Genomic DNA, 20081 nt, shown 5'->3' with positions numbered 1-20081 from the left:
ACGTCGAAGGGAAGACCAGCGCAATGGCTCGACGATTACTGGCCCCCGCACGCCCCCCACGCCCGCCGGGCAGCCCTCGCGCCCGCAGATCCGTCCTGCTGGTACTGCTCTCCGTGCTGCCCGCCCTGGGCCTCGTCTTCTTCTCCGGAGGCAGCGCCTCCGCCCACGGCGCGCCCATGGCGCCCGGCAGCCGCACCTATCTGTGCTGGAAGTACAGCCTGTCCAGCAGCGGTGAGGTCAAGCCGACCAACCCGGCCTGCAAGGCCGCGTTCAACAAGAGCGGCGCGACCCCGTTCTACAACTGGTTCGCGGTGCTCCGCTCGGACGGCGCGGGCCGGACCAAGGGCTTCATCCCCGACGGCAAGCTGTGCAGCGGCGCCGCCACCGTCTACGACTTCTCCGGCTTCGACCTGGGCAGCAAGGACTGGCCGGTGACCCATCTGACCTCCGGCAAGACCATGCAGTTCTCGTACAACGCCTGGGCCGCGCACCCGGGTTCGTTCCGCAGCTACGTCACCAAGAACCCGATCGACCCGACGAAGCCGCTCACCTGGAACGACCTGGAGGACCAGCCGTTCGACACGGTGACCAACCCGCCGCAGTCCGGCCCGGTCGGCACGGTCGACGGCAAGTACACGTGGAACGCCACCCTGCCCTCGGGCAAGAGCGGACGCCACATCATCTACACCGTCTGGACCCGCTCGGACAGCCAGGAGACCTTCTACAGCTGCTCCGACGTGGTCTTCGACGGCGGCAACGGCGAAGTGACGGTCCCGGGCGCCACCTCCGGCGGCAGTGACCCCACCGACCCGCCGACCTCCAAGTGCACCGCGACCCAGAAGACCACCAGCGCCTGGAACGGCGGCTACCAGGCGGAGGTGACGGTGACCAACTCCGGCGCCACGCCCATCTCCTCGTGGATGGTCGACTGGACCCTGCCCGCCGGACAGCGGGTCGACAGCGCCTGGAACGGCAAACTGACCACCAGCGGCACGGCGGCCTCGGTCACCAACGCCGACTGGAACGGCTCCCTGTCCGCCGGGGCCTCGACCACCTTCGGCTACGCCGCCAGCGGCGGCTCCCCGGACACCGCGCCCGCCCCGGTGTGCATGGTGCACTGACCCGCCCCGAAGCACCGACCGCGTGCCCCTGATCCGCTCGCAATCTGTCAGGTGCACCTCACAAAGCCGGTCTGCCGCCCCCGTCCCCTCCGGACGGCAGACCGGCCATGGCCTGCCCGGTGCCACCGCAACATCACCACGACGTCCCGTCGGCACGGGCATCACCGAGGCGATGGTGTCTCCCGCAACGGCCAGACCTCGACCACGCCTTGGGCGACCGCGCACGGGGTCTTCGACACGAGCTCGACGGCCTCCTCGAGGGTCGCGGCCTCGATGATCCCGAACCCGGCCACGGGGAGGGCCGAGGACATGAAGGAACCGCCCTCCACGGTCGTGCGGGCGCCGTCGTGGTTGCGCACCCGCACGGGCGAGCCGGCGATGCCCATGACGGCCCCGGCCTCGGCCATGCGGGCGTCATGCGCGTGTGCCTCGTCCCGTACCGCCGGGTCGGTGCGGTCGTAGCCGTCCTGGTCCCCGTATCCGATGGTCACGAATGTCGCCATGACAGGGCCTTCCTCTCGTTGCCTGCGGAGTGCTCACCCTTACCGACTCCCGGCCGTGCCCGAACTCATCGGTGCGCTGCGGGGCCGCACGGTACGGGCCGTCCAGCGGCCGTCGGCGCGGGTGATGCGGACCGGGTGGCCGAAGCACGCGGTGATCGTGTCGGTGGTCACCACCTCGTCCACGTCGCCCGACGCCAGGCACTGTCCGCCGCGCAGCAGCATCGCGTGCGTGGTGGACGCGGGCAGCTCCTCCAGGTGGTGGGTCACCAGGACCGTGGCCAGTTCCGGGTGGGCGAGCCGCAGGGCGTCCAGGCTGTCCAGCAGCTGTTCGCGGGCGGCCAGGTCGAGGCCGGTGGCGGGTTCGTCGAGCAGCAGCAGCCGGGGGCGGGGCATCAGGGCCCGGGCGATCAGCACCCGGCCGCGCTGCCCCTGGGAGAGGGTCGGCCAGCGGGCGTCGAGCTTGCCGGCCATGCCCAGGGTGTACAGCAGCCGCTCGGCCCGCTCGCGCTGGGCGGGGCCGGGATGGCGGCGGGGGACCGGCTCGACGGTGTTGGTGAGCCCGGTCAGGACGACGTCCCGCGCCCGCAGCGGGGAGCGCAGCGGATGCCGGGGGTCCACGTGGCCCACGTACGCGCGCAGCTCCCGCAGGTCGACCCGGCCCAGGGTGCGGCCCAGCACCTCCACCGTGCCCCGGGTGGGGTGGGCGTGCGCGCCGAGCAGCCCGAGCAGAGTCGATTTGCCCGCGCCGTTGGGGCCGAGCAGGGCCCAGTGTTCGCCCTGGCGGACGGTCAGCGAGATCGAGCGCAGCAGCGGGGTGCCGTCGCGGACCACATCGACGTCGTCGGCCCTCAGGACGGGGGCGCCGGTCGTCATCGTGCCTCCTCGGCGATGAGCGTCATGACGGACTCGAGGTTCTTCACGGTGGCGGCGATCGCGGCGTCGGGGTCGCCGTCCGCCAGGGCGTCGAGCAGCGCCGTGTGGGCGCAGGTCAGATCGGGCAGCCCGGTCTCGTGGACGACCATCTCGACCAGCTCCTCGCGCAGCACCGGCAGGACGGAGGTGAACAGGCCGAGCAGCACGGCGTTGCCGGACAGCTCCACGACCGTGCGGTGGAAGTCCAGATCGGCGTCGACGAAGGCGGCGGCCCCGGCTCCGGCGGCCTTCTGGCGGCGCTTCAGGTCCTCGGTGAGCCGGGTGATGTCCTCGGGGCGCACCCGCCGCGCGGCCAGCCGGGCGGCCTCCACCTCCAGGGCCCGGCGGACCTCGTAGACCTCCAGCAGCCGGGCGCGGCGCAGCAGTTGCCGTACGTCGCGCGGTTCCGGCGGCTCCTCGGCGGCGAAGGTGCCCGAGCCGTGGCGTACGTCCAGCAGGCCGTCGTGGGCCAGCAGCCGGACGGCCTCGCGCACGGAGGAGCGGCCGACGCCCAGTTCGGCGGCGAGGGTCACCTCGCTGGGGAGACGCCGGCCGGGTCGCCAGCGTCCCTCGGCGAGCATCGCGCGCAGGGCGCTTTCGACCTGCGGCACCACGCGCCCGTGCCGCAGCTGTGGGGCTTTCGCCATCTCGTCCCTCCCGGCGGGCTGTTGATCAGGTCCGATGGCGTCGTGGACTCTAACAGAAGTCCTCAGACGTCTGAGGAATCGGGGCTCTCCGAGGCCGCACCGGAGGGCGCAAGAGGTGTGCAACCGCCCGCAAACCGGCGCCCAAGCGACCGGGCCCAAGCTGTCTTCGGGGGAGACACCACAGGCCGGAACCGGGGGGAGTGGTCCCGTGCATCTGCTCGATCTGCTCGCGGCCCGTGCCGAACCGGCGGCCGCGGTCCTGCTGACCGTCACCCGGCGCTGCCCGCTCGCCTGCGCGCACTGCTCGACCGCCTCCACGATGGGGAGCGAGCAGATCGACGCCGCCGTGCTGAAGCGTTTCGTCGGGACATTCACCCCGGGCGACCGCCCCGCGTACGTCCTGTTGACGGGCGGTGAACCGCTGCTGCGGCCGGAGCTGGTGCGGGAGATCGCGGAGCGGGTACGGGAGGTGGGGGGCCGGACCCAGCTGCTGTCCGGGATGTTCTTCGCGGCCCGGGGCCGGGTGCCCGCACCGGTGCGGCGGGCCGTCGACGCGGTGGACCACTTCGCGGCCAGCGTCGACGCCTTCCACGAACGCCGGGTGCCGCGCGCCGCCGTGCTGCGCGTCCTGCGGCGGCTGCTGGACGAGGGCAAGGACGTCAGCGTCCAGCTCACCGGGCTCACGCCCGACGATCCGTATCTGCGGCGGGCCACCGAGGACATCCGCCGGGAGCTGGACGACCGGGTGCCGATCCTGGTCACGGTCGTACGTGCTGCCGGGCGCGCCCGTACGTGGCTGCCCCGCCCCGGGGCGGTCCCCGAGGCTGTCGCCCATCGCAGCGTGCCCGCCCCCTGCGCGCTGGCCGCGTGGCCGGTGGTGTGCTTCGACGGGACCGTGGCGGCCTGCTGCAACCAGGACGTGGTCGACGCCGCCGCCCTCGGCCGCCTCCCCGCCCATCTGCGGCTCGGGCACATCGCGCGCGACGACTGGGCGACGATCCGCGCACGCCAGCGCAGCCGCCCGCTGCTGCGCGGCATCCGGGCCTTCGGCCCGCGCCATCTGGCCTCGCTCGCGGGCGCCGGTTGCGAGGGCTACTGCGCGGCGTGCGTGACCACCCTGGGCGAGCCGGGGACGGCCGCCCGGGTGGGGGCGCTGCTGGAGCGGCCGGGGGTGCGCGCGGTGGAGCGGCGGCTCGAGGAGGTGGTGCGCGAGGGCGGGGCGGAGGCGTTCCTGCGGCGCTACGGGACCGAGGGGTATCGGGAGCTTGCCGCTCTCGGACACGAAACGGGTGCCTCATGACCCCGGCGGGCGCCGCGCTCGACGCCAGGATCGGGCTGCTGCGGCCGGGGCTGCGGACCACCCTGGCCCGGGTCTGGGCGGTGCCGGACCCGGCCGCCGTCTATCCCGAATACCTGCATCTGACGCACCAGATCATCCGCGCGACCGTCCCCGTGATGGAGGCCGCCGCCGCCCGCAGCCGGGAGCTGGCCGACCGGGCGGCCGACCCGGTGGCCGCCGCGCTCGTGCCGTACTGGGCGCGCCACATCCCCGAGGAGCGGGGCCATGACCGCTGGGTGTGCGAGGACCTGGCCGCCCTCGGCCACGACCCCGGCGAGCCCTGGCGGCGGATTCCGCCCGCGCCGGTGGCGGCGCTGGCGGGCGCCCAGTACTTCTGGATCCGGCAGCTCCACCCGGTCTGTCTGCTCGGCTACATCGCCGTACTGGAGGGCGACCCTCCGCACCCCCGGGCGGCCGAGCACTTACGCGCGCGCACCGGGCATCCGCGCGCCGCGTTCCGCACCCTCGCGCGCCACGCCGAGGAGGACCCCGGCCACCGGGACGCCCTGCGCCGGCTGCTCGACACCCTGCCGCTCGACACCCGGCTGCGGCGCGCGGTGGGCGTGTCCGCCCTGAACACCGTTCAGCTGCTGGTGGCCGCCTTCGGCGCACTCGCCGACCGGTTCACGGGGAGCGCGTGATGGACCGGCTCTCGCTCACCGCCGCCCTGCGCCACCGCCCCTTCCGCCTGCTCTACGGCGGCCAGGCCATCTCCAGCGTCGGGGACTGGCTGGACTATCTCGCCCTCGTCGTCCTCCTCACCTACACCTGGGGCCACGGCGCGGGCGCGCTCGCCGCGCTCAGCGTGGCGGTGGCCGTTCCGATGGTGGCGCTCGCCCCGGTGGCCGGGGCGCTGGCCGACCGGATGAGCGACCGGATCCGGGTGCTGGTCGGCTGCGATGTGATCCGCGCGGGGCTGGCGCTCGGCTATCTCGCCGCGCCCGATCTGCCGGTGCTGCTGGTGCTCGTGGTGTGCAAGGTGTCGTTCGGGGCCCTGTTCAACCCCGTCCACCAGTCCACGCTGCGCTCCGTCGTCCCGGAGGCGGATCTGCTCTCCGCGATGTCCCTCACCGTCTTCACCAACCAGGCCGCCAAGGTGGCGGGACCGGCGCTGAGCGGGCTGCTCATCGCCGCCTTCGGGGTGCGGGCGGCGTTCATCGTGGACGCGGCGACGTTCCTCGTCTCGGCGGCCCTGCTGTCCGCCGTACGACTGCCACCCCGGCCGGACCCGAAGGCGGCCGCGCCGGACGGTGCGGAGGAGCCCACGGCGCGCACGGGACTGCGCGCCGACATCGCCGAGGGGATGCGGTTCATCGCCCGCACCCCCGCGCTGATCGCGCTGATCGGCAGCGTCGCGGCGACCCTCTTCCTCGTCCTCACCTTCGACACCCTCTCCCCGCTGGCCATGCGCGAACTGGGCGTCGGCGAATCGTCGCTGGGCTACGTGGTGGCGGCGGTGGGGCTCGGCGCGGCGCTCGGCACCCTGGCGATCAGCGGGCGGGTCATGCGGGCGGGGCCGTTCGTGGTGCTGGGCGTGGCGCAGATCGTGGTCGGCGCGGCGGTCAGCGGCATCGGCACCGGGCTCGGCCTGGACGCCCACGGCATGGTCTGGCTGTGGATGCCGATCGCCGGGGTGCTCGGCTTCGCCGCCGCCGGGATCATGGTCGTCTTCCCGTACGTACTGCACCGCGAGACGCCCCCGGAGCTGACCGGCCGGGTCACCGCGATCGCCAACGCCTTCCCGGTGCTGCTGCAGCTCGCCGCCCCGCCGCTGGGCGCGGCGCTCGCCGACTGGGCGGGCGTCGGCTTCGTGTTCCTGACCGCCGGCCCCGCCCTCGCGGCGCTGGGAGCGGTGGTCTGGCTGTACGGGACGCGCGTACGGCGCCGGGGCGAGCACCCGAACGAGCACCCGAACCCGCACCGGGACGACGAACAACCCCCACCACCCACCGGGAGGGCCGACACCATGCCGGACACACAGCGCCTGGACGCCCTGCGGGCCGCCGGGTTCCCCGTCGACGCACTCACCCCGGGGCAGCGGGACGCGCTCCACGGGCTCAGCGACGAGGAGGCCGACCTGCTGATCTCCGTACAGCTACGGCTCCACGCCACCGCCGACGAGGTGGAGGCGCACAGCGGGGAGCCCATCATCGGCGGGGTCCTCTTCTGAGCCCGGCCCGCCGCGACCCGTCGGCCGCCATCACGAAGGGGGCGCCGTGCACGACATGAGCCGCAAGACCATCACCGTCGTCTTCTGCGACATGGTCGGCTCCACGGCGCTCAGCGAGCGGCTCGACGCGGAGGCGCTGCGCCATGTGATGCTGCGCTACTACGACCTGCTGCGCTCCTGCCTGGAGCGGCACGGCGGCACCGTGGAGAAGTTCATCGGCGACGCGGTCATGGCCGTCTTCGGCATCCCCGTCGTGCACGAGGACGACGCGCTGCGCGCCGCCCGCGCGGCCCTGGACATGCTGGCCGCCGTCGAGGGGGCGGGGGAGGAGCTGGAGCGCGAGACCGGGGCCCGGATCGCGGTGCGCATCGGCATCCACACCGGCGAGGTCGTCACCTCGGGCGCCGCCGACGCGGGGCACGCCCTGGTCTCCGGGGAGGCGGTCAACGTCGCCGCCCGGCTCGAACAGCACGCCCCCGCCGGGCAGATCCTCATCGGCGCCGACACCCACGGGCTCATCGCGGCACACGCCGAGACCGCCGAAGTGGAGCCGCTGACCGTACGGGGCAAGTCCGAGCCGGTGCCCGCCTGGCGGCTGACCGGGATCCGGCCGCAGACGCGGACGCTCGCCGGGCCGCCGGGCGTCCCCATGGTCGACCGGAGCGACGAACTGGCCCAGCTGCGCATGGCGTTCGCCCGGGTGGTGCGCGACCGCTCCTGCCACCTGGTGACCCTGTTCGGCGACCCGGGCGTGGGCAAGAGCAGGCTGGCCCGCGCGTTCGCGGCCGAGGCGGAACGCGACGGCGCGCTCGTCGCGGGCGCCCACTGCCCGCCGTACGGCAGCGCCGGGCCGCTGGCCCCGCTCGCACCCCTGCTGACCCAGGCGCTGGGCGCGAACCCCCGGGCGCGGCTGGCCGAGGTGCTGGGCGGCGGGGACGCCGAACGGGACGCGGCCACCGCGCTGGCGCGGCTCGCCCGCACCGGCGTCTCCGGCACCTCCTTCGGCGAGACCCGCTGGGCCCTGCAACTGCTGTGCACCGCGCTGGCGGGCACACGCCCGCTGGTCGCCGTCGTGGACGATCTGCACTGGGCGCACGAGGACCTGCTCGGCGCGCTCGACCACCTCGCCGACTGGGTCCAGGGCGCGCCGGTGCTGCTGCTGTGCGTCGCCCGGCCCGAGCTGCTGGAGCGCAACCCCCAGTGGGGCAGCGGCAAGCTCAACGCCACCGCGCTGGTGGTGCCGCCGCTCGCCGCCGACGACTGCCGCGAACTGGTGCTGCGGCTGTACGAGCCGGACGGCGCCCACGACCCCGAGGTGGTCCCGCACACGGCCGCCGCCGCGCACGAGCGGATCGTGGAGCGGCTGGTGCACCGCTCCGAGGGCAACCCGCTGTTCGTCGAGCAGATCGTGGGAATGGTCAGCGAGAGCGACGACCCGCGTTTCGTACCCCCGTCGGTGCGGGCCGTCGTCGCCGCCCGGCTGGACCGGCTGGAGCCCGCCGAACGGGCGGTGCTGGAGTGCGCGGCCGTCACCGGCGCCGAGTTCACGGCCGCCGACCTCACCGCGCTGCTGCCCGCCGGGGACGGTCCGGTCGAGCACGCGGTCCGCACGCTGGTGCGCCGCCGCCTCCTGGAGGCCGCCGGAGCGCCCGCCCCGGCGGAGCCCGGCGCGGCCCGCTGGCGCTTCGTCAGCCAGCTGATCCGCGACGAGGTCTACAGCGGCATGTCCAAGCTGGTGCGGGCCCGGCAGCACGAGCGGTTCGCGGAATACCGCGCCGAACACGCCCCGGAGGAGCAGACCCAGGAGCAGAACCAGGAACGGGCCGGGGAGCACGCCGGGGAGCATTCCGACCACCACACCATCGGCACCCACCTGGAGGAGGCGTTCCGGCTGCGGCTGGACCTGGGCCCCGCCGACGCCACGGCCCGGAGCACCGGCGCCCGCGCCGCCCGCCACCTCGCGGCGGCGGGCACCGCGGCGCTCGGCCGCGGCGACGTCCGCTGGGCCGTCGACCTGCTGCGCCGGGCGCTCGCCCTCACCGACGCCCTCCCGGAACCCCAGCCCCACACCGGTCTCGCCGTACGGACCGCCCTCGCCGAGGCGCGGCTGGCCGCCGGGGACGCGGCCGAGGCGGTCGGCGCGCTGCGGCAGCTGCTCACCGACGCGCGCGCCGCGGGCGACCGCGGCGTCGAGGCCCGGGTCCGGCTCCAGCTCGTCTATCTGGAGCCGGGCGCGGACGGCTTCGGCGCCGTCCTCGACACGGCCCGCGACGCGGTCGCCGTCTTCACCGCGTCGGACGACGCGCTCGGCCTGGCCCGCGCCTGGCTGGCCATCGGCCAGGAGCGGCAGAGCCGCAGCCGGCACGGCGAGGCCGCCCGCTATCTGACCCGCGCCCTGCACGAATCGGTCCGCGCCGGGGCCGGTCTGGAGCGCGCCGGGAGCCTGGGCGCGCTCGCCGTGTCCCTGTGGCTGGGCCCCGAACCGGCACCCGTGGCGCTGCGCCGCTGCGCCGGGTCCCTGGACGATCTGCTCGCCGGGCGCCGGATGGCGCGAGCCACGGTGTCCTGCCCGATGGCCGCCCTGCTGGCGATGCGCGGCGAGCACACCGAGGCGCGGCGGCTGCTCGCCGACGCCGTGCGCACCCTCGGCGACCTCGGCCACCTCTTCGCCGTACCGGCCGTCCACCTCTTCCAGGCCACGGTGGAGGAGTCGGCGGGGTGCTGGGACGACGCGATACGGCTGCTGCGCGCCGCCCGCGCCGAGCTGGAGCGGCTGGGCGACGGGCAGTTGCACGCCACCGCGACCCGCGATCTGGCCCGGGTGCTGCTCTCCCGGGGCGGCGCCGTGGACGAGGTGGCGCGGCTGGTCGGCGGGCTGCTCGACACCGACCTCGACGCGCTGCCCGCGGCCGCCGCCGACGTCCATGGGATACGCGCCCGGCTGGCCGCGGCGGACGGCGACGCGGACACCACCGCCCACCACCTCGCGGCGGCCCTGGACGCGGCGCGCGGGACCGATTCGCCGGTGTGCCTGGCCGGTGCCGAGTTCGACCGGGCGCAGGCCGCCGCCGCGCTCGGCCGCGCGCCCGAGGCGGTGGCGGCGGCCGCTGAGGCGCGGCGCCACTTCACCGCCAAGGGCCATCTGGTCGGGGCGGAACGGGCCGCGGCGTTCGCCGCCGCGCTGGGAGGCGGCACCGGATGACGGCCACCGGGGCACGGCTGACCTGGAGCCTCCTCGGCCGCGACCGTGCCGAGATCGAGGTCCGCACCGACTGGGCGGGCGCGGGCGGGGCCGAATGGGCCTGGGGCGGCGCCGACGGCCGGGGCGTGCGGGTGTGCGTCCTGGACAGCGGGGTCGAGGTCGGCCACCCCTCGGTGGGCCCCGTCGCGTCGTCGCACACGGTCCGGGAGGCGGCCCGCGGCGGAAACGAGGTCGTGGCGGACACCGGGGGCGACTCCTGCGGACACGGCACCGCCTGCGCGTCGATCATCCGGATGATGGCCCCGGAGTGCGAACTGCACAGCGTCCAGGTGCTGCGCTCGGGCTACCGGGGCAGCGGGGGCGCGCTGATCGAGGGCGTGCGCTGGGCGGTCGACCAGGGCTACGACGTGATCAACATGAGCCTGTCCACGACCCGGCGGGAGTTCGCCCAGGCCCTGCACGAGATCGCCGACCGCGCCTACTTCGGCCGCAGCCTGCTCGTCGCCTCCGCGCACAACATGCCGGTGGAGAGCTTCCCGTGGCGGTTCTCCTCGGTGATCTCGGTGGGCAGCCACGAGGAGGACCGCTCCGAGCTGCTGCTCTACAACCCGGCCCCGCCGGTGGAGTTCTTCGCCCGCGGCGTCCGCGTCCCCGCCGCCTGGCCCGGCGGCACCACCCGCCGCTGCACCGGCAACAGCTTCGCGACCCCGCACGTGGCCGGGATGTGCGCCCGGATCCTCGGCAAGCACCCGGACATGACGCCGTTCCAGGTCAAGCAGGCGCTCTTCCTCGCCTCGGCCAACGTCAGGAGGGCCTAGATGACCGCGTACGAGCACCACGCGCAGCACGAGCGGTACGAGCCCGGGGCCGAACACCGGCTGCTGCTGCAGTCCGTGGTGGAGACCGCGCGGGCGATCTTCGAGGCCCAGGCCAGCTCCATCTTCCTGCTGGACGAGGCGGACGGCGCCCTGGTCTTCGAGGCCGTGTCCGGCAAGGGGGAGGGCGACCTCGTCGGCCGCCGCTTCCCGGCGGGGCGCGGGGTGGCGGGCTGGGTGCTGCAGTCCCGTCAGCCCATCGAGGTCGACGACGTGGACGAGGACGAGCGCTTCGCCCGCGACCTCGCCGAGTCCACCGACTACGTCCCCCGGGCGCTGATGGCCGCGCCGCTGCTGCACGGGGACGAGGTGCTGGGCGTCCTCGAAGTCCTCGACCGCAGCCGGGAGATACGGACCACCCTGGCGGCCATGGACCTGCTGGCGCTCTTCAGCGCGCAGGCGTCGGTGGCGCTGCGGCTGGTACGGCACGGCCGCCGGACCCGCCCGGCGGAGGACGGGCCCGGCGCACCGGGCGCGGACGGTCCGGACGGTCCGGGCACGGACGGTCCGGGCGTCGCCGGTCCGGACGTCGACGGGCTGGCGCGGGCCCTGGCCGCGCTGCGCGGCGAACGGCGCGAGGCCGGGCGGCGGCTGGTCAGGTCGCTCGAAGAGCTGCTGAGCGGGGAGGGGTGACCAGCCGCCGGGCCGGACTCCTACAGCCCCAGCAGCTCCACGTCGGCCCGCATCTGGTCGCGGGCCAGGTCGAGCACCAGACGGGGCAGCCGGAAGTGGCAGTGGCCGTCCGGGCCGGGGTCGGGGGCGAAGCCGATCAGCTGGGCGTCCAGCAGTCTGCCCAGCACCCGCCGGGCCTCCGCGGGGCCCGCGCCGAGCCGGTGCAGCGCCTCCCGGAAGGAGAACTCCCCCTCGTGGGCGAGCAGCCGCACCGCCGACCAGTCGGCCTCCCCGGCGGCCGCGTAGCCGCGCATCAGGCGCTTGCGCAGATCGACGTCCCCGACCGTGAACTCGTCCAGCCGGTCCGGTGACTCCAGCGCGTCCGCCAGCCCCTCCATGGGCCAGCGGCGGTGCGCGGCCAGCCGCCCGCCCGCGATGCGCAGCGCGAGCGGAAGCCCCTCGCACGCCTCCACGATGCGCCGGGCGGCCGCTGGTTCGGCCGCGACCCGCTGGGCGCCGACGATGTGCCGCAGCAGGGCCAGCGAGTCCTCCGGGGGCAGCGGGTCCAGCTCCACGACCCGGGCGCCGTCCAGCCCGGCCAGCGGGGTGCAGCTGGTGACGACGGTGGTGAAGACGGGCGAGTTGGGCAGCAGCGGCCGTACCTGGGAGGCGCTGGTGGCGTTGTCGAGCACCACCAGGGCCGGTTCCGCGTCGTCGGCGTGGGCGCGGTACCGCCACAGCAGTTCGCTCAGCTCGCACAGGGGAGGGGCCGCGTGGTCGAGTTCCTGGAGGAGTTCGGCCAGGGCCTGGGAGGCGTCCTTGGGGCGGCCTCGCGGATCCATCAGGTCCACGTAGTACCGGCCCCCCGGGAACGCCCCCTCGGCGGCGTGCGCGGCGGCCACTGCCAGCGAGGACTTGCCCACCCCCGGACGGCCGGTGACCAGGGTGACCTGCCAGGGCGCGGGCGCCTCGGCCGCATGGGCGCTCACCGCCGGGAGCAGCTCGGCCAGTTCGCGCCGCCGGCCGGTGAAGTCCGCGAGGCCGGGCGGCAGCTGGACGGCGGCGGTGTCCCGCCCGGCGGGGGCGGCCGCGGCCGGTGGCGCGGCGTGCAGCGAGTCGCGCGGCGCGGGGGTGGGGGAGGTGCCCGCGAGGATGTCCTGCTGCAGCCGGCGCAGGACCGTGCCCGGCTCCAGGCCGAGTTCGAGGGAGAACAGGCGGCGCGCGTCGTCGAAGGCGATGAGCGCGTCGCTCTGCCGCCCCACCCCGTGCAGGGCCTGCATGTACTGGGCGCGCAGCTGCTCCCGGTAGGGGTGGGCCAGGATCAGCGGCTCGACCTCTTCCAGGACCTCGTGGTAGAGCCCGAGGCCCAGCCGCGCGGTGAACAGCACCTCCAGCGCGGACAGCCGTCGCTCCTCCAGGCGGGCGGCCTCGTCCTCCAGCAGGGCGGGCCCCTCGAGACCGGTGAAGGGGCGGCCGCGCCACAGCGCCATGGCGTCGCCCGTGAGCCGGTCGACGCGGGCCGGATCGCCCGCGGTGGCCGCGCGGCGCGCGAGGTCGACGGTGTGCTCGAAGCGGACCGTGTCGATCTTCTCGGGATCGATGGCCAGCCGGTAGCCGGGGCGCTGGTGGACGACCCGGGCCGTCTCGTCGGCCGCCGCGAGCGTACGGCGCAGATGGTGCACGTACACCTGGATGTTCTTCCCCGCGCTCTTCGGCGGGTCCTCGTTCCACAGGGCGTCGACCAGGTGGTCCACGGAGACGACCTGGTCGGGCCGGCACAGGAGTGCGGCGAGCAGAAGCTGCTGTTTGTGCGGACCCAGGGTTACGGATCCCGTCGCTGTCGTGGCGATGAGCGGGCCGAGCACACTGAACTGCATATCCCCGCGTTTCCTTCCCCGTCTTTTTGGTGCCCGTTACGTAGCGAATCGGTGGTATTGGGCAATGGCCGCAGGGCCCAGGCGGTACACCGCCTGGGCCCTTTTCATCACGGTGTCCGGTCGATTACCAGACGAAAGCACCGCTCAGCGGGGCGTCCACACCGTGCGGGACGACGTCCTCGGCGGAGTCCAGGCGCTGCTTGATGGAGTTGAGCAGGGTCACTTCCTCCTGGCTGAGGGAGGAGATGGCCTCCAGCTGCTGCGGGTTGGCGCCCTTGAAGTTGTGCCCCGCGGCGGCCAGTTCCTTGAGCGCGTCGAACGACATGGTGAATCTCCTTCGTAGGGTGTGAGTGAGAGAAACTTTTCCGTCGCGCCGTTGCCTCTTTGTTCGGGCGGCGATCTGCCGCTCCCGTCCCCCATGTCCCTCCTCGGACCTAGGCGTTGGCGATCGTCATGGGAACCGTCGTGGCATCGATGACCGCCGCGAGCGCGTTGTTGGCGGCGTCGATGGAGTGGAGTGCGCTCAGCCCGATCGCCGTGACCAGGTCCGGCGTCAGCGGCGCCTCGTCGAGGGTGCGCATCAGCTCGTCGCGGTGCTTGACGTCGAGCGCGGCATGGCGCTCCAGGGTGCGGAAACCGGTCCGTGGGAATCCGGTGCGGCGCATCAGCTCGGGCACCAGCTCCGCGGACGGCGGATTTCCCTCCAGGACCGCGATGTGGCCGAGCAGACAGGCCGGGTGATAATGCTGGATCCAGTAATACTGGGCGCCGACCAGATTGGCCACGGAAGCGGACGGAAGGCGGCGCAGCGGCTCGTCGGGATCGCATCCGATCGCCGCGAGGTCCTGCCGGAGCCATTCGTCGTGGCCCTGTTCCTCGCGGATATGCCGGGTGAAGTACGGTATGAGCGCCGCGGCGACCGGATCGTCGCCGGCCAGTTCCCCGCAGCGGGTCAGCGCGCATTCCATCAGCGGCACCGTCGAGCGAATGGAACTGTGCAGCATGCAGAGGTATTCGGGATACAGCTCGCTCAGCCGTGGAGAATTCCAGAATCTGCGGGTCGTCGCCATGAGCTGGGGGAGCAGAAGGCCGGTTTTGGCGCGCAGGGCCTGGCTGTGCCGTGTCATATGAGATCGTCTTTTCCGTGATGTTCCCGTGGATTAGGAATTCAGGGTGGCGATCGCCGCCAGCATCCGGTCGCTTTCTCCCTCGGCCCTGCGCTTCGTCATCGTCCAGCACAGTCCGCAGATGGACGAGAACTGCCGGTCGGCCAGGTCATGGAAGCCCGGGAGGGCGGTGAGCGGGCCCGGTCCGACGGACCCCAGCGCCGTGAAGAAGGAGTCGTTCGTGAAGCCGGTGACGGCGGCCGCCACTTCGGAGCCGTCCGCGCAGTCCCGGCGCAGCGCCGCCGGACCCGCGCCCATGATCACGGACTCGTTGCAGCACGCGGTGACCCGGCCGTCGTAGCGCACCACCGCGGCGTCCACGACGTCACAGGGCCCGAAGGAGCGCCCCGAGTGCCGCACCGGCCGGTCGTACAGCCCGGCGCCCCTGCCGTGCGGAAGGCCGTGGGTGGGCACCAGTTCGGCGTGGTCGGCCCAGTCCGGGCCCAGCGCCTCGGCCAGCGATTCGCGGGTGCGGTCCAGCGTGTCGCCCTCGTCGATGGCCTGGACCACGATCGGCAGCCCGTGCCGGGCGATCACCCGCGCCGCGTTCCGGAACCGCTGGGGCCCCTGGCTCGCCACGTGGTGGGCGTCGGTGCTCAGGTAGACGGCCGCCGACCGCTCCAGGACCCGGTGGATCCACTGCGGGGCGTGGTCGCCGCGGGCCCAGAAGCCGCTGGTGTAGAGCACCACATGCTTGCCCGCGGCGGCCAGCCGCGCGACCGCGAGGGCCAGGGCGCGCCGCTCGACGAAGGGTTCGCCCCCGGAGATGCCCACCATCCGCACCTCCGGCAGGGCGGCGAGCCGGTCGACGATGGAGGCGAAGAGCGCGTGGTCGGTGATCCTCGGGCTGTCCGGGCGGGAGTCCACCGAGCAGTGGGCGCAGCCCACCGGGCAGCGGTCGGTGATGAACAGCAGCACCGAGGCGCCCCGGGTGCGCCGGATGGCCAGCACCTCCCGGTGGCCGAGCCGGTTCACACCAGGCTCCCCGCGGGAGTTCTGCGCGACGGATCGTGGCCCAGGGACACCAGGTCGGCGTATTTGGCGATGCCGTAACTCCGGGCGAAGGCCAGCGGTCCGGCCTCCACCAGCAGCGATTCGGTCTGGCGCTCGATCAGCCGGGTGGCGGGCCGGTCGGCCAGCTCCCGGACCGCCCGGGGTACGGCGCTGTCCTTGGAGAGCACCCAGCAGGTCTCGCAGTACCCGGGGCTGCCGCAGCCGCGGTCGGCGATGCTGCCGCCGTTGCCGCCGCTGCTGGCCTCGGCGCCGAGGCTGCCGTGGCGGTCCATCAGGTATTCGGGTCCGGTGGCGCGGATCGCCCGCACCATCGGATTCTCCAGCGCGCGCTTCTTGATGGCGGGCCAGTCGTCGCGGGCGATGTGGCCCAGGTAGAGGTGGGGCGGCAGCGGTACCTTGCCGTCCATCACGTCCTGGTTGCCGCACGCCGTCACCTGCCCGTTGAAGCCGATCACGGGCCAGGCGGAGACCGCGCAGGGCGCGGGGTCGACGGTGGACCTGGGCAGCGGCACGCGCTTGAGCAGCCAGGCGTCGGCGCGCCCGTGCGGGCTGATCGGCGCCACCAGCATCGGCACCCGGTCGTCGAAGACCCGCCGCACCTCCGCGGTGATGTCGGCGAGATACGGATCGTCCGGCCCGAGGCCGGTCAGCTGGAGGCTGACGTCCTTGCCCTCGTCCAGCAGCTCCCGCAGGACCCGGAAGACCGAGGCCCGGGGCACCTCCTCCTCGTGGAAGCGGTCGAGGCTGGCCGAGAAGTGGTCGACCGCGTCGATGGCCCGCTTGAGCGGCCGTGGAATGCGGCCGCGGTCCGCGAAGTAGAGGCCGGACAGGACGTGGGAGCGGGACCCGGCGGCACGCGCCAGTTCGGCGATCTCCCGCACCAGGCGCGGCCGCAGCAGGGCCTCGCCCCCGGACATGAGCACGAACTCCGGGCGGTTTTCCGGGGTGAAGGATTCCGCGAATTTCCGGAACATCTCTTCCGGATATTCCTCACTGTCCAGCATGGAGCTGGTGGAGCAGTGCTTGCAGTGCAGCGGGCACCTTCGGGTGATACCGAAAAACACGGCCGAGGCCGGCACCGGTCGGTAACGCAAGATCTCCATGAGGTGCACCAGGAATCCCCCTCCTGTGACGGCTCATTGGGTGTTGCGCTTTCTATGATGCGGCGCCGGCCTTGAATCGAACTTTCGTGCCGGTTGCGAACTGGTTTTCTAGTTCGGCGGTAAAAAGCGTCAGGCCGCCGGAAGGGCACCGTCCGCCCGATTGCGCAGGGCGAGCGCGGCCGGAAGTGCCGTGGACACCAGGGCCAGCGCGGCCACTCCCGCGAGCACCAGGAGGTAGCCCCCGGGGGGAATGCTGAATTCCATGGACCCGGTGAGCGCCCCGTTGGCCCCCGCCAGGCCCGCACAGGCGATGGCCGTACCGACCGCGGCACCGATCAGGACCGCGATGAAGGTCTCCAGATAGAGCATGCGGCTGATCTGTCCCCGGCTCGCGCCCAGCAGTCGCAGCAGCGCGAACTCCCGCGCCCGCTCGGCCGTTCCCATGAGAAGCCCGTTGACCACCGAAACCGCCGTGAACATCACCAGCACGGACAGTACGAGATAGGTGCCGGTGGTGTTCTGCGCGAGGGCGGTGCGGGTGGCGGAGGCGTATTCCCCGACATCCGTCGCCTTGGCCGTCGGATGGTCGCGCACCAGCGCGTCGGCCGCTTCCCGCAGCCGCTTCTCCTCACCGGATTTCGCCCGCACCAGCACCGAGTCGTCCAGTTTCTGGTGCATATGGGGGGCGAGATAGTGCTCGGAGAGCAGAATGTCGCCCAGTCCCAGCGGCCGGTCGAATACCGCGCCGACGGTCAGCGACACCTTCGTACCGTCACCGAGCCAGCCGCGCAGCCGGTCGCCCACGTGCAGCGAGTGCTCCTTGGCGTGGGTGCGGCTGACCGCCACCGTGCCGTCCTTCGCGAGGCCGGCCAGCGAGCCCTCCCGCAGACCCAGGTCGAGCACCTTGGCCGCGGCCGCCGGGTCCAGCGCCTGCGCCCCCAGCACGTCCGGGGTGCCCAGCACGTACGAGACGAAGGTGGTCGAACGCGTCGCCGCCACCGCCTCCGCGCCCGGCAGCCGGCGCGCCGCCGCCGCCACATCGGGCGGCAGACCCGGCGCGTCCCGGGGCAGCAGCACCACATCGGCCCGGGTGCGGCGGTCGGTCTGCTCGGCGGTGATCCGGTTGAGCGACCCGGTGACCAGCAGCACCGTGCACGCCATCGTCGTGGTGAGCATCAGCGCGGAGGCCACCGAGGCCACCCGCCGCACCGAGGTACGGGAGTTGGCGTGCGCGAGCCGCCCGGTGGCGCCGATCCAGGACACCAGGGCGCCCAGCGGCGGCTCCAGCACCCGGGTCAGCAGCGGCCCCAACAGCACCGCGGCCCCCATCAGCAGCATCACCACCAGGTACTGGAACGCCACCCCGACCTCGCCGCCGATGTGCTGGGTGGCCAGGAACAGCGCGATCCCGCCGCCGAGCGCCACCAGCGCCAGCAGCAGCCGGGTGACCGGCATGATCCGGCGCGGCGCGGCCGCCTCCTGGAGCGCGTCGGCGGCCCGGACGCGGGCGACCCGCCCGGCGGCGAAGACCCCGGCGAGCAGGGCGAGCAGCAGCGTCGCGGCCGCCGCGATCAGGAACGGCAGCGGCCCGATCACCAGCTGGTACGCGGACGGCACCGAGCCGCGGTCCCGCAGCGTCCCGAGGACCACTTTCGCCAGCGGCACCGCCAGCGCGAACCCGGGCACCAGCCCGATGACCGCGGCCAGCACGGTCTCCCAGGTGACGATGCGCCGCACCTGCCAGGGCGTCGCCCCGACCGCCCGCAGCAGCGCGATCTCATGGGTGCGCTGGAGGACGCCGAGGGCGATGGTGCCGCCGAGCACGAAGACGGCGAGGAAGCCGCCGAATCCGGCCATCGGCCCGAACAGCAGCGTCGCGTCGTCCAGTTGCCGCGTGGTGTCCGGAGCCCCGGCCTCCGCCCGTGCGTCCCCCGTGAGCACGTCGGTACCCGGCTTGTCGAGCGCCTTCCTCAGCTTCCCGGCCAGCTCGCCCGCGTCCACGCCCCGCGCGGGGAAGACGCCCACGGCCGCGGCCTCGCCGCCGGACCGGGACAGCCGCTCGGCGGTGGCCGCGGAGAAGAACAGCGCCGACTGGTCGGGCAGCCCGTCCCGGCCGCGCGGCGCGGCGATCCCGCAGACCCGGAACCGCTCGGTGCCCGAGTCCGTGACCACGGTGACGGCGCTGCCCGTCCTCAGGTGCGCGCGGGCCGCGACCGAGGCGTCCACCGCGACCTCGTCGTCCGCGCCGGGCGCCCGCCCCGAGCGCAAGCCGAACGGGGTCAGCGCGGCGGCCTCCCAGGCGTGGCCCTGGGCGGGCCCGTCCTCCGGCCCGGCCAGCGGCACCCCGCCCGGGCCGACGGCCTGGGCGTAGAACGGGGTGTCGGCGACCACCCGGCCCACGCCCCCGACCGCCCGCACCGCCTCGACGGCCTGACGGCTCAACCGCGGCGGCTGGTCCAGGGGGTAGTGCTCATGGTCGACGTTCTGCCCGGATCCGGTCCGTACGACGAGATCGGGGTCCATGCGGACGACGGCCGCCGTGGCGCCGAAGCGGTCCGTCTCCGGGACGGCCCGCAGCCCCGACTCGATCAGCACTCCGCACGCGGCGAGCAGCATCGCGGCCAGGGCCGAGGCGCACAGGGCGCCGATGAATCCGTACCGATGGTGCCGGATTCCGCCGAGAGCGAGGCGCAGCACCGTCAGGCCCCCATCCGGGCCATGCGGTCGGCGACCCGCTGCGGCGTCGGGTTCTCCATCGCGTCGACGAGGGTGCCGTCGGCGAGGAACAGCACCCGGTCCGCGTACGCGGCGGCGCCCGGATCGTGGGTGACCATGATCAGCGTCTGGCCCGTGCCGTCGACGACGTCGCGCAGCAGCCGCAGCACGTCCTGGCCGGACGACAGGTCCAGGGCGCCGGTCGGCTCGTCCGCGAAGACCACCTCGGGCCGGGTGACCAGGGCGCGGGCGACGGCCACCCGCTGCTGCTGGCCGCCGGACAGCTCGGCGGGCCGGTGGCCCAGCCGCTCGGTGAGCCCGGTGCGGTGCACCACGTCCCGCATCCAGTCGCGGTCCGGCCGCTTCCCGGCGAGCCGGAACGGCAGCAGGATGTTGTCCTTCGCGGTCAGGGACGGCACCAGGTTGAACGACTGGAAGACAAAGCCGATCCGTTCCCGGCGCAGCAGCGTCAGCTTGTGCTCGCGCAGCCTGCTGATCTCGGTGTCGCCCAGGAACACCCCGCCGGAGGTGGGGCGGTCCAGACCGGCGGCGCAGCGCAGGAAGGTGGACTTGCCCGAGCCGGACGGGCCCATGATGGAGGTGAACGACCCGGGCGGCAGCGCCACGGTGACGCCGCGCAGCGCGTGGACCGTGCCGTCCCCCCGGCCGTAGCGCCTGGTCACGTTCTCCAGCCGCATGGCGGGGAGCGCGCCCCGCGGGGTCATGCGCGCCGTCTGATCCGGCAGCGTCATCAGATGTCTTCCTCTCCGTGGTGGTTCATTCGCGTCCTCCGTAGGTGGTGGGGGCGGGTCATCCACCACCCGC

At 74.0% G+C, this 20081-nt stretch carries 17 protein-coding genes; 7 read left to right on the top strand and 10 right to left on the bottom strand.

Annotation, left to right across the window (positions count from 1 at the left end; translation table 11 throughout):
- Positions 1-23: 23 nt before the first annotated feature.
- Positions 24-1121 carry a lytic polysaccharide monooxygenase gene (locus tag ABZ562_RS28295; protein WP_361484893.1) on the top strand — a complete coding sequence of 366 codons (1098 nt, stop codon included), beginning with the start codon at positions 24-26 and terminating at the stop codon, positions 1119-1121.
- Between the two features lie 161 nt (positions 1122-1282).
- On the opposite strand, the gene ABZ562_RS28290 is transcribed toward ABZ562_RS28295, so the two are convergent.
- Genes ABZ562_RS28290 through ABZ562_RS28280 form a run of 3 tightly spaced genes read right to left on the bottom strand, consistent with a single transcriptional unit; the run spans position 1283 to position 3183 of the window.
- Positions 1283-1624: a YciI family protein gene (locus ABZ562_RS28290; RefSeq protein ID WP_361484891.1), complete on the bottom strand. Its 342-nt coding sequence runs from the start codon at positions 1622-1624 to the stop codon at positions 1283-1285.
- A 39-nt stretch (positions 1625-1663) separates the two neighbouring features.
- Positions 1664-2497 (bottom strand): ATP-binding cassette domain-containing protein, encoded by an 834-nt coding sequence (locus ABZ562_RS28285; RefSeq protein ID WP_361484889.1) that lies wholly within the window; start codon positions 2495-2497, stop codon positions 1664-1666.
- Positions 2494-3183: an FCD domain-containing protein gene (locus ABZ562_RS28280; RefSeq protein WP_361484887.1), complete on the bottom strand. Its 690-nt coding sequence runs from the start codon at positions 3181-3183 to the stop codon at positions 2494-2496. The genes ABZ562_RS28285 and ABZ562_RS28280 overlap by 4 nt, the downstream gene beginning before the upstream one ends.
- A gap of 208 nt (positions 3184-3391) precedes the next feature.
- Here ABZ562_RS28280 and ABZ562_RS28275 point away from each other — a divergent pair, with 208 nt between their 5' ends.
- Genes ABZ562_RS28275 through ABZ562_RS28250 form a run of 6 tightly spaced genes read left to right on the top strand, consistent with a single transcriptional unit; the run spans position 3392 to position 11402 of the window.
- Positions 3392-4483, top strand: a complete 1092-nt coding sequence (locus ABZ562_RS28275) for a radical SAM protein (protein ID WP_361484885.1) — start codon at positions 3392-3394, stop codon at positions 4481-4483.
- Complete coding sequence (locus tag ABZ562_RS28270; RefSeq protein WP_361484883.1) at positions 4480-5163, top strand: iron-containing redox enzyme family protein; 684 nt, start codon at positions 4480-4482, stop codon at positions 5161-5163. Before ABZ562_RS28275 ends, ABZ562_RS28270 begins: the two co-directional genes overlap by 4 nt.
- Positions 5163-6692, top strand: coding sequence for an MFS transporter (locus ABZ562_RS28265; RefSeq protein WP_361484881.1), 1530 nt, complete (start codon positions 5163-5165; stop codon positions 6690-6692). The genes ABZ562_RS28270 and ABZ562_RS28265 overlap by 1 nt, the downstream gene beginning before the upstream one ends.
- Before the next feature lie 55 nt (positions 6693-6747).
- Complete coding sequence (locus ABZ562_RS28260; protein ID WP_361484986.1) at positions 6748-9894, top strand: adenylate/guanylate cyclase domain-containing protein; 3147 nt, start codon at positions 6748-6750, stop codon at positions 9892-9894.
- The gene (locus ABZ562_RS28255) at positions 9891-10712 is read left to right on the top strand and encodes a S8 family serine peptidase (protein ID WP_361484879.1); all 822 of its coding nucleotides are present in this window, start codon (positions 9891-9893) and stop codon (positions 10710-10712) included. Before ABZ562_RS28260 ends, ABZ562_RS28255 begins: the two co-directional genes overlap by 4 nt.
- Complete coding sequence (locus ABZ562_RS28250; protein WP_361484877.1) at positions 10713-11402, top strand: GAF domain-containing protein; 690 nt, start codon at positions 10713-10715, stop codon at positions 11400-11402.
- Positions 11403-11422: 20 nt separating this feature from the next.
- Here the strand turns inward: ABZ562_RS28250 and ABZ562_RS28245 are convergent, their stop codons facing one another.
- The 7 genes from ABZ562_RS28245 to ABZ562_RS28215 all read right to left on the bottom strand — a co-directional run bounded on the left by ABZ562_RS28245 (position 11423) and on the right by ABZ562_RS28215 (position 20008).
- Positions 11423-13258 carry a BTAD domain-containing putative transcriptional regulator gene (locus ABZ562_RS28245; protein ID WP_361484875.1) on the bottom strand — a complete coding sequence of 612 codons (1836 nt, stop codon included), beginning with the start codon at positions 13256-13258 and terminating at the stop codon, positions 11423-11425.
- A 124-nt stretch (positions 13259-13382) separates the two neighbouring features.
- Complete coding sequence (locus tag ABZ562_RS28240) at positions 13383-13583, bottom strand: aroma-sacti cluster domain-containing protein (RefSeq protein WP_039937244.1); 201 nt, start codon at positions 13581-13583, stop codon at positions 13383-13385.
- A gap of 109 nt (positions 13584-13692) precedes the next feature.
- A complete protein-coding gene (locus ABZ562_RS28235) occupies positions 13693-14385 on the bottom strand; it encodes an iron-containing redox enzyme family protein (RefSeq protein WP_361484872.1) in 693 nt (230 codons plus the stop codon).
- 33 nt (positions 14386-14418) lie between these two features.
- A complete protein-coding gene (locus ABZ562_RS28230) occupies positions 14419-15399 on the bottom strand; it encodes a radical SAM protein (protein ID WP_361484870.1) in 981 nt (326 codons plus the stop codon).
- Positions 15396-16541, bottom strand: coding sequence for a radical SAM protein (locus tag ABZ562_RS28225; protein WP_361484868.1), 1146 nt, complete (start codon positions 16539-16541; stop codon positions 15396-15398). Before ABZ562_RS28225 ends, ABZ562_RS28230 begins: the two co-directional genes overlap by 4 nt.
- Positions 16542-16670: 129 nt before the next feature.
- Complete coding sequence (locus tag ABZ562_RS28220; RefSeq protein WP_361484866.1) at positions 16671-19238, bottom strand: FtsX-like permease family protein; 2568 nt, start codon at positions 19236-19238, stop codon at positions 16671-16673.
- 2 nt (positions 19239-19240) lie between these two features.
- A complete protein-coding gene (locus ABZ562_RS28215) occupies positions 19241-20008 on the bottom strand; it encodes an ABC transporter ATP-binding protein (RefSeq protein WP_234356890.1) in 768 nt (255 codons plus the stop codon).
- Between the last annotated feature and the right edge of the window lie 73 nt (positions 20009-20081).

It is taken from the genome of Streptomyces sp. NPDC019937 (assembly GCF_040631655.1).
GTDB lineage: Bacteria > Actinomycetota > Actinomycetes > Streptomycetales > Streptomycetaceae > Streptomyces.
The sequence above is the reverse complement of the archived record's forward strand: the minus strand, read 5'-3'. Positions and strand labels throughout refer to the sequence as shown.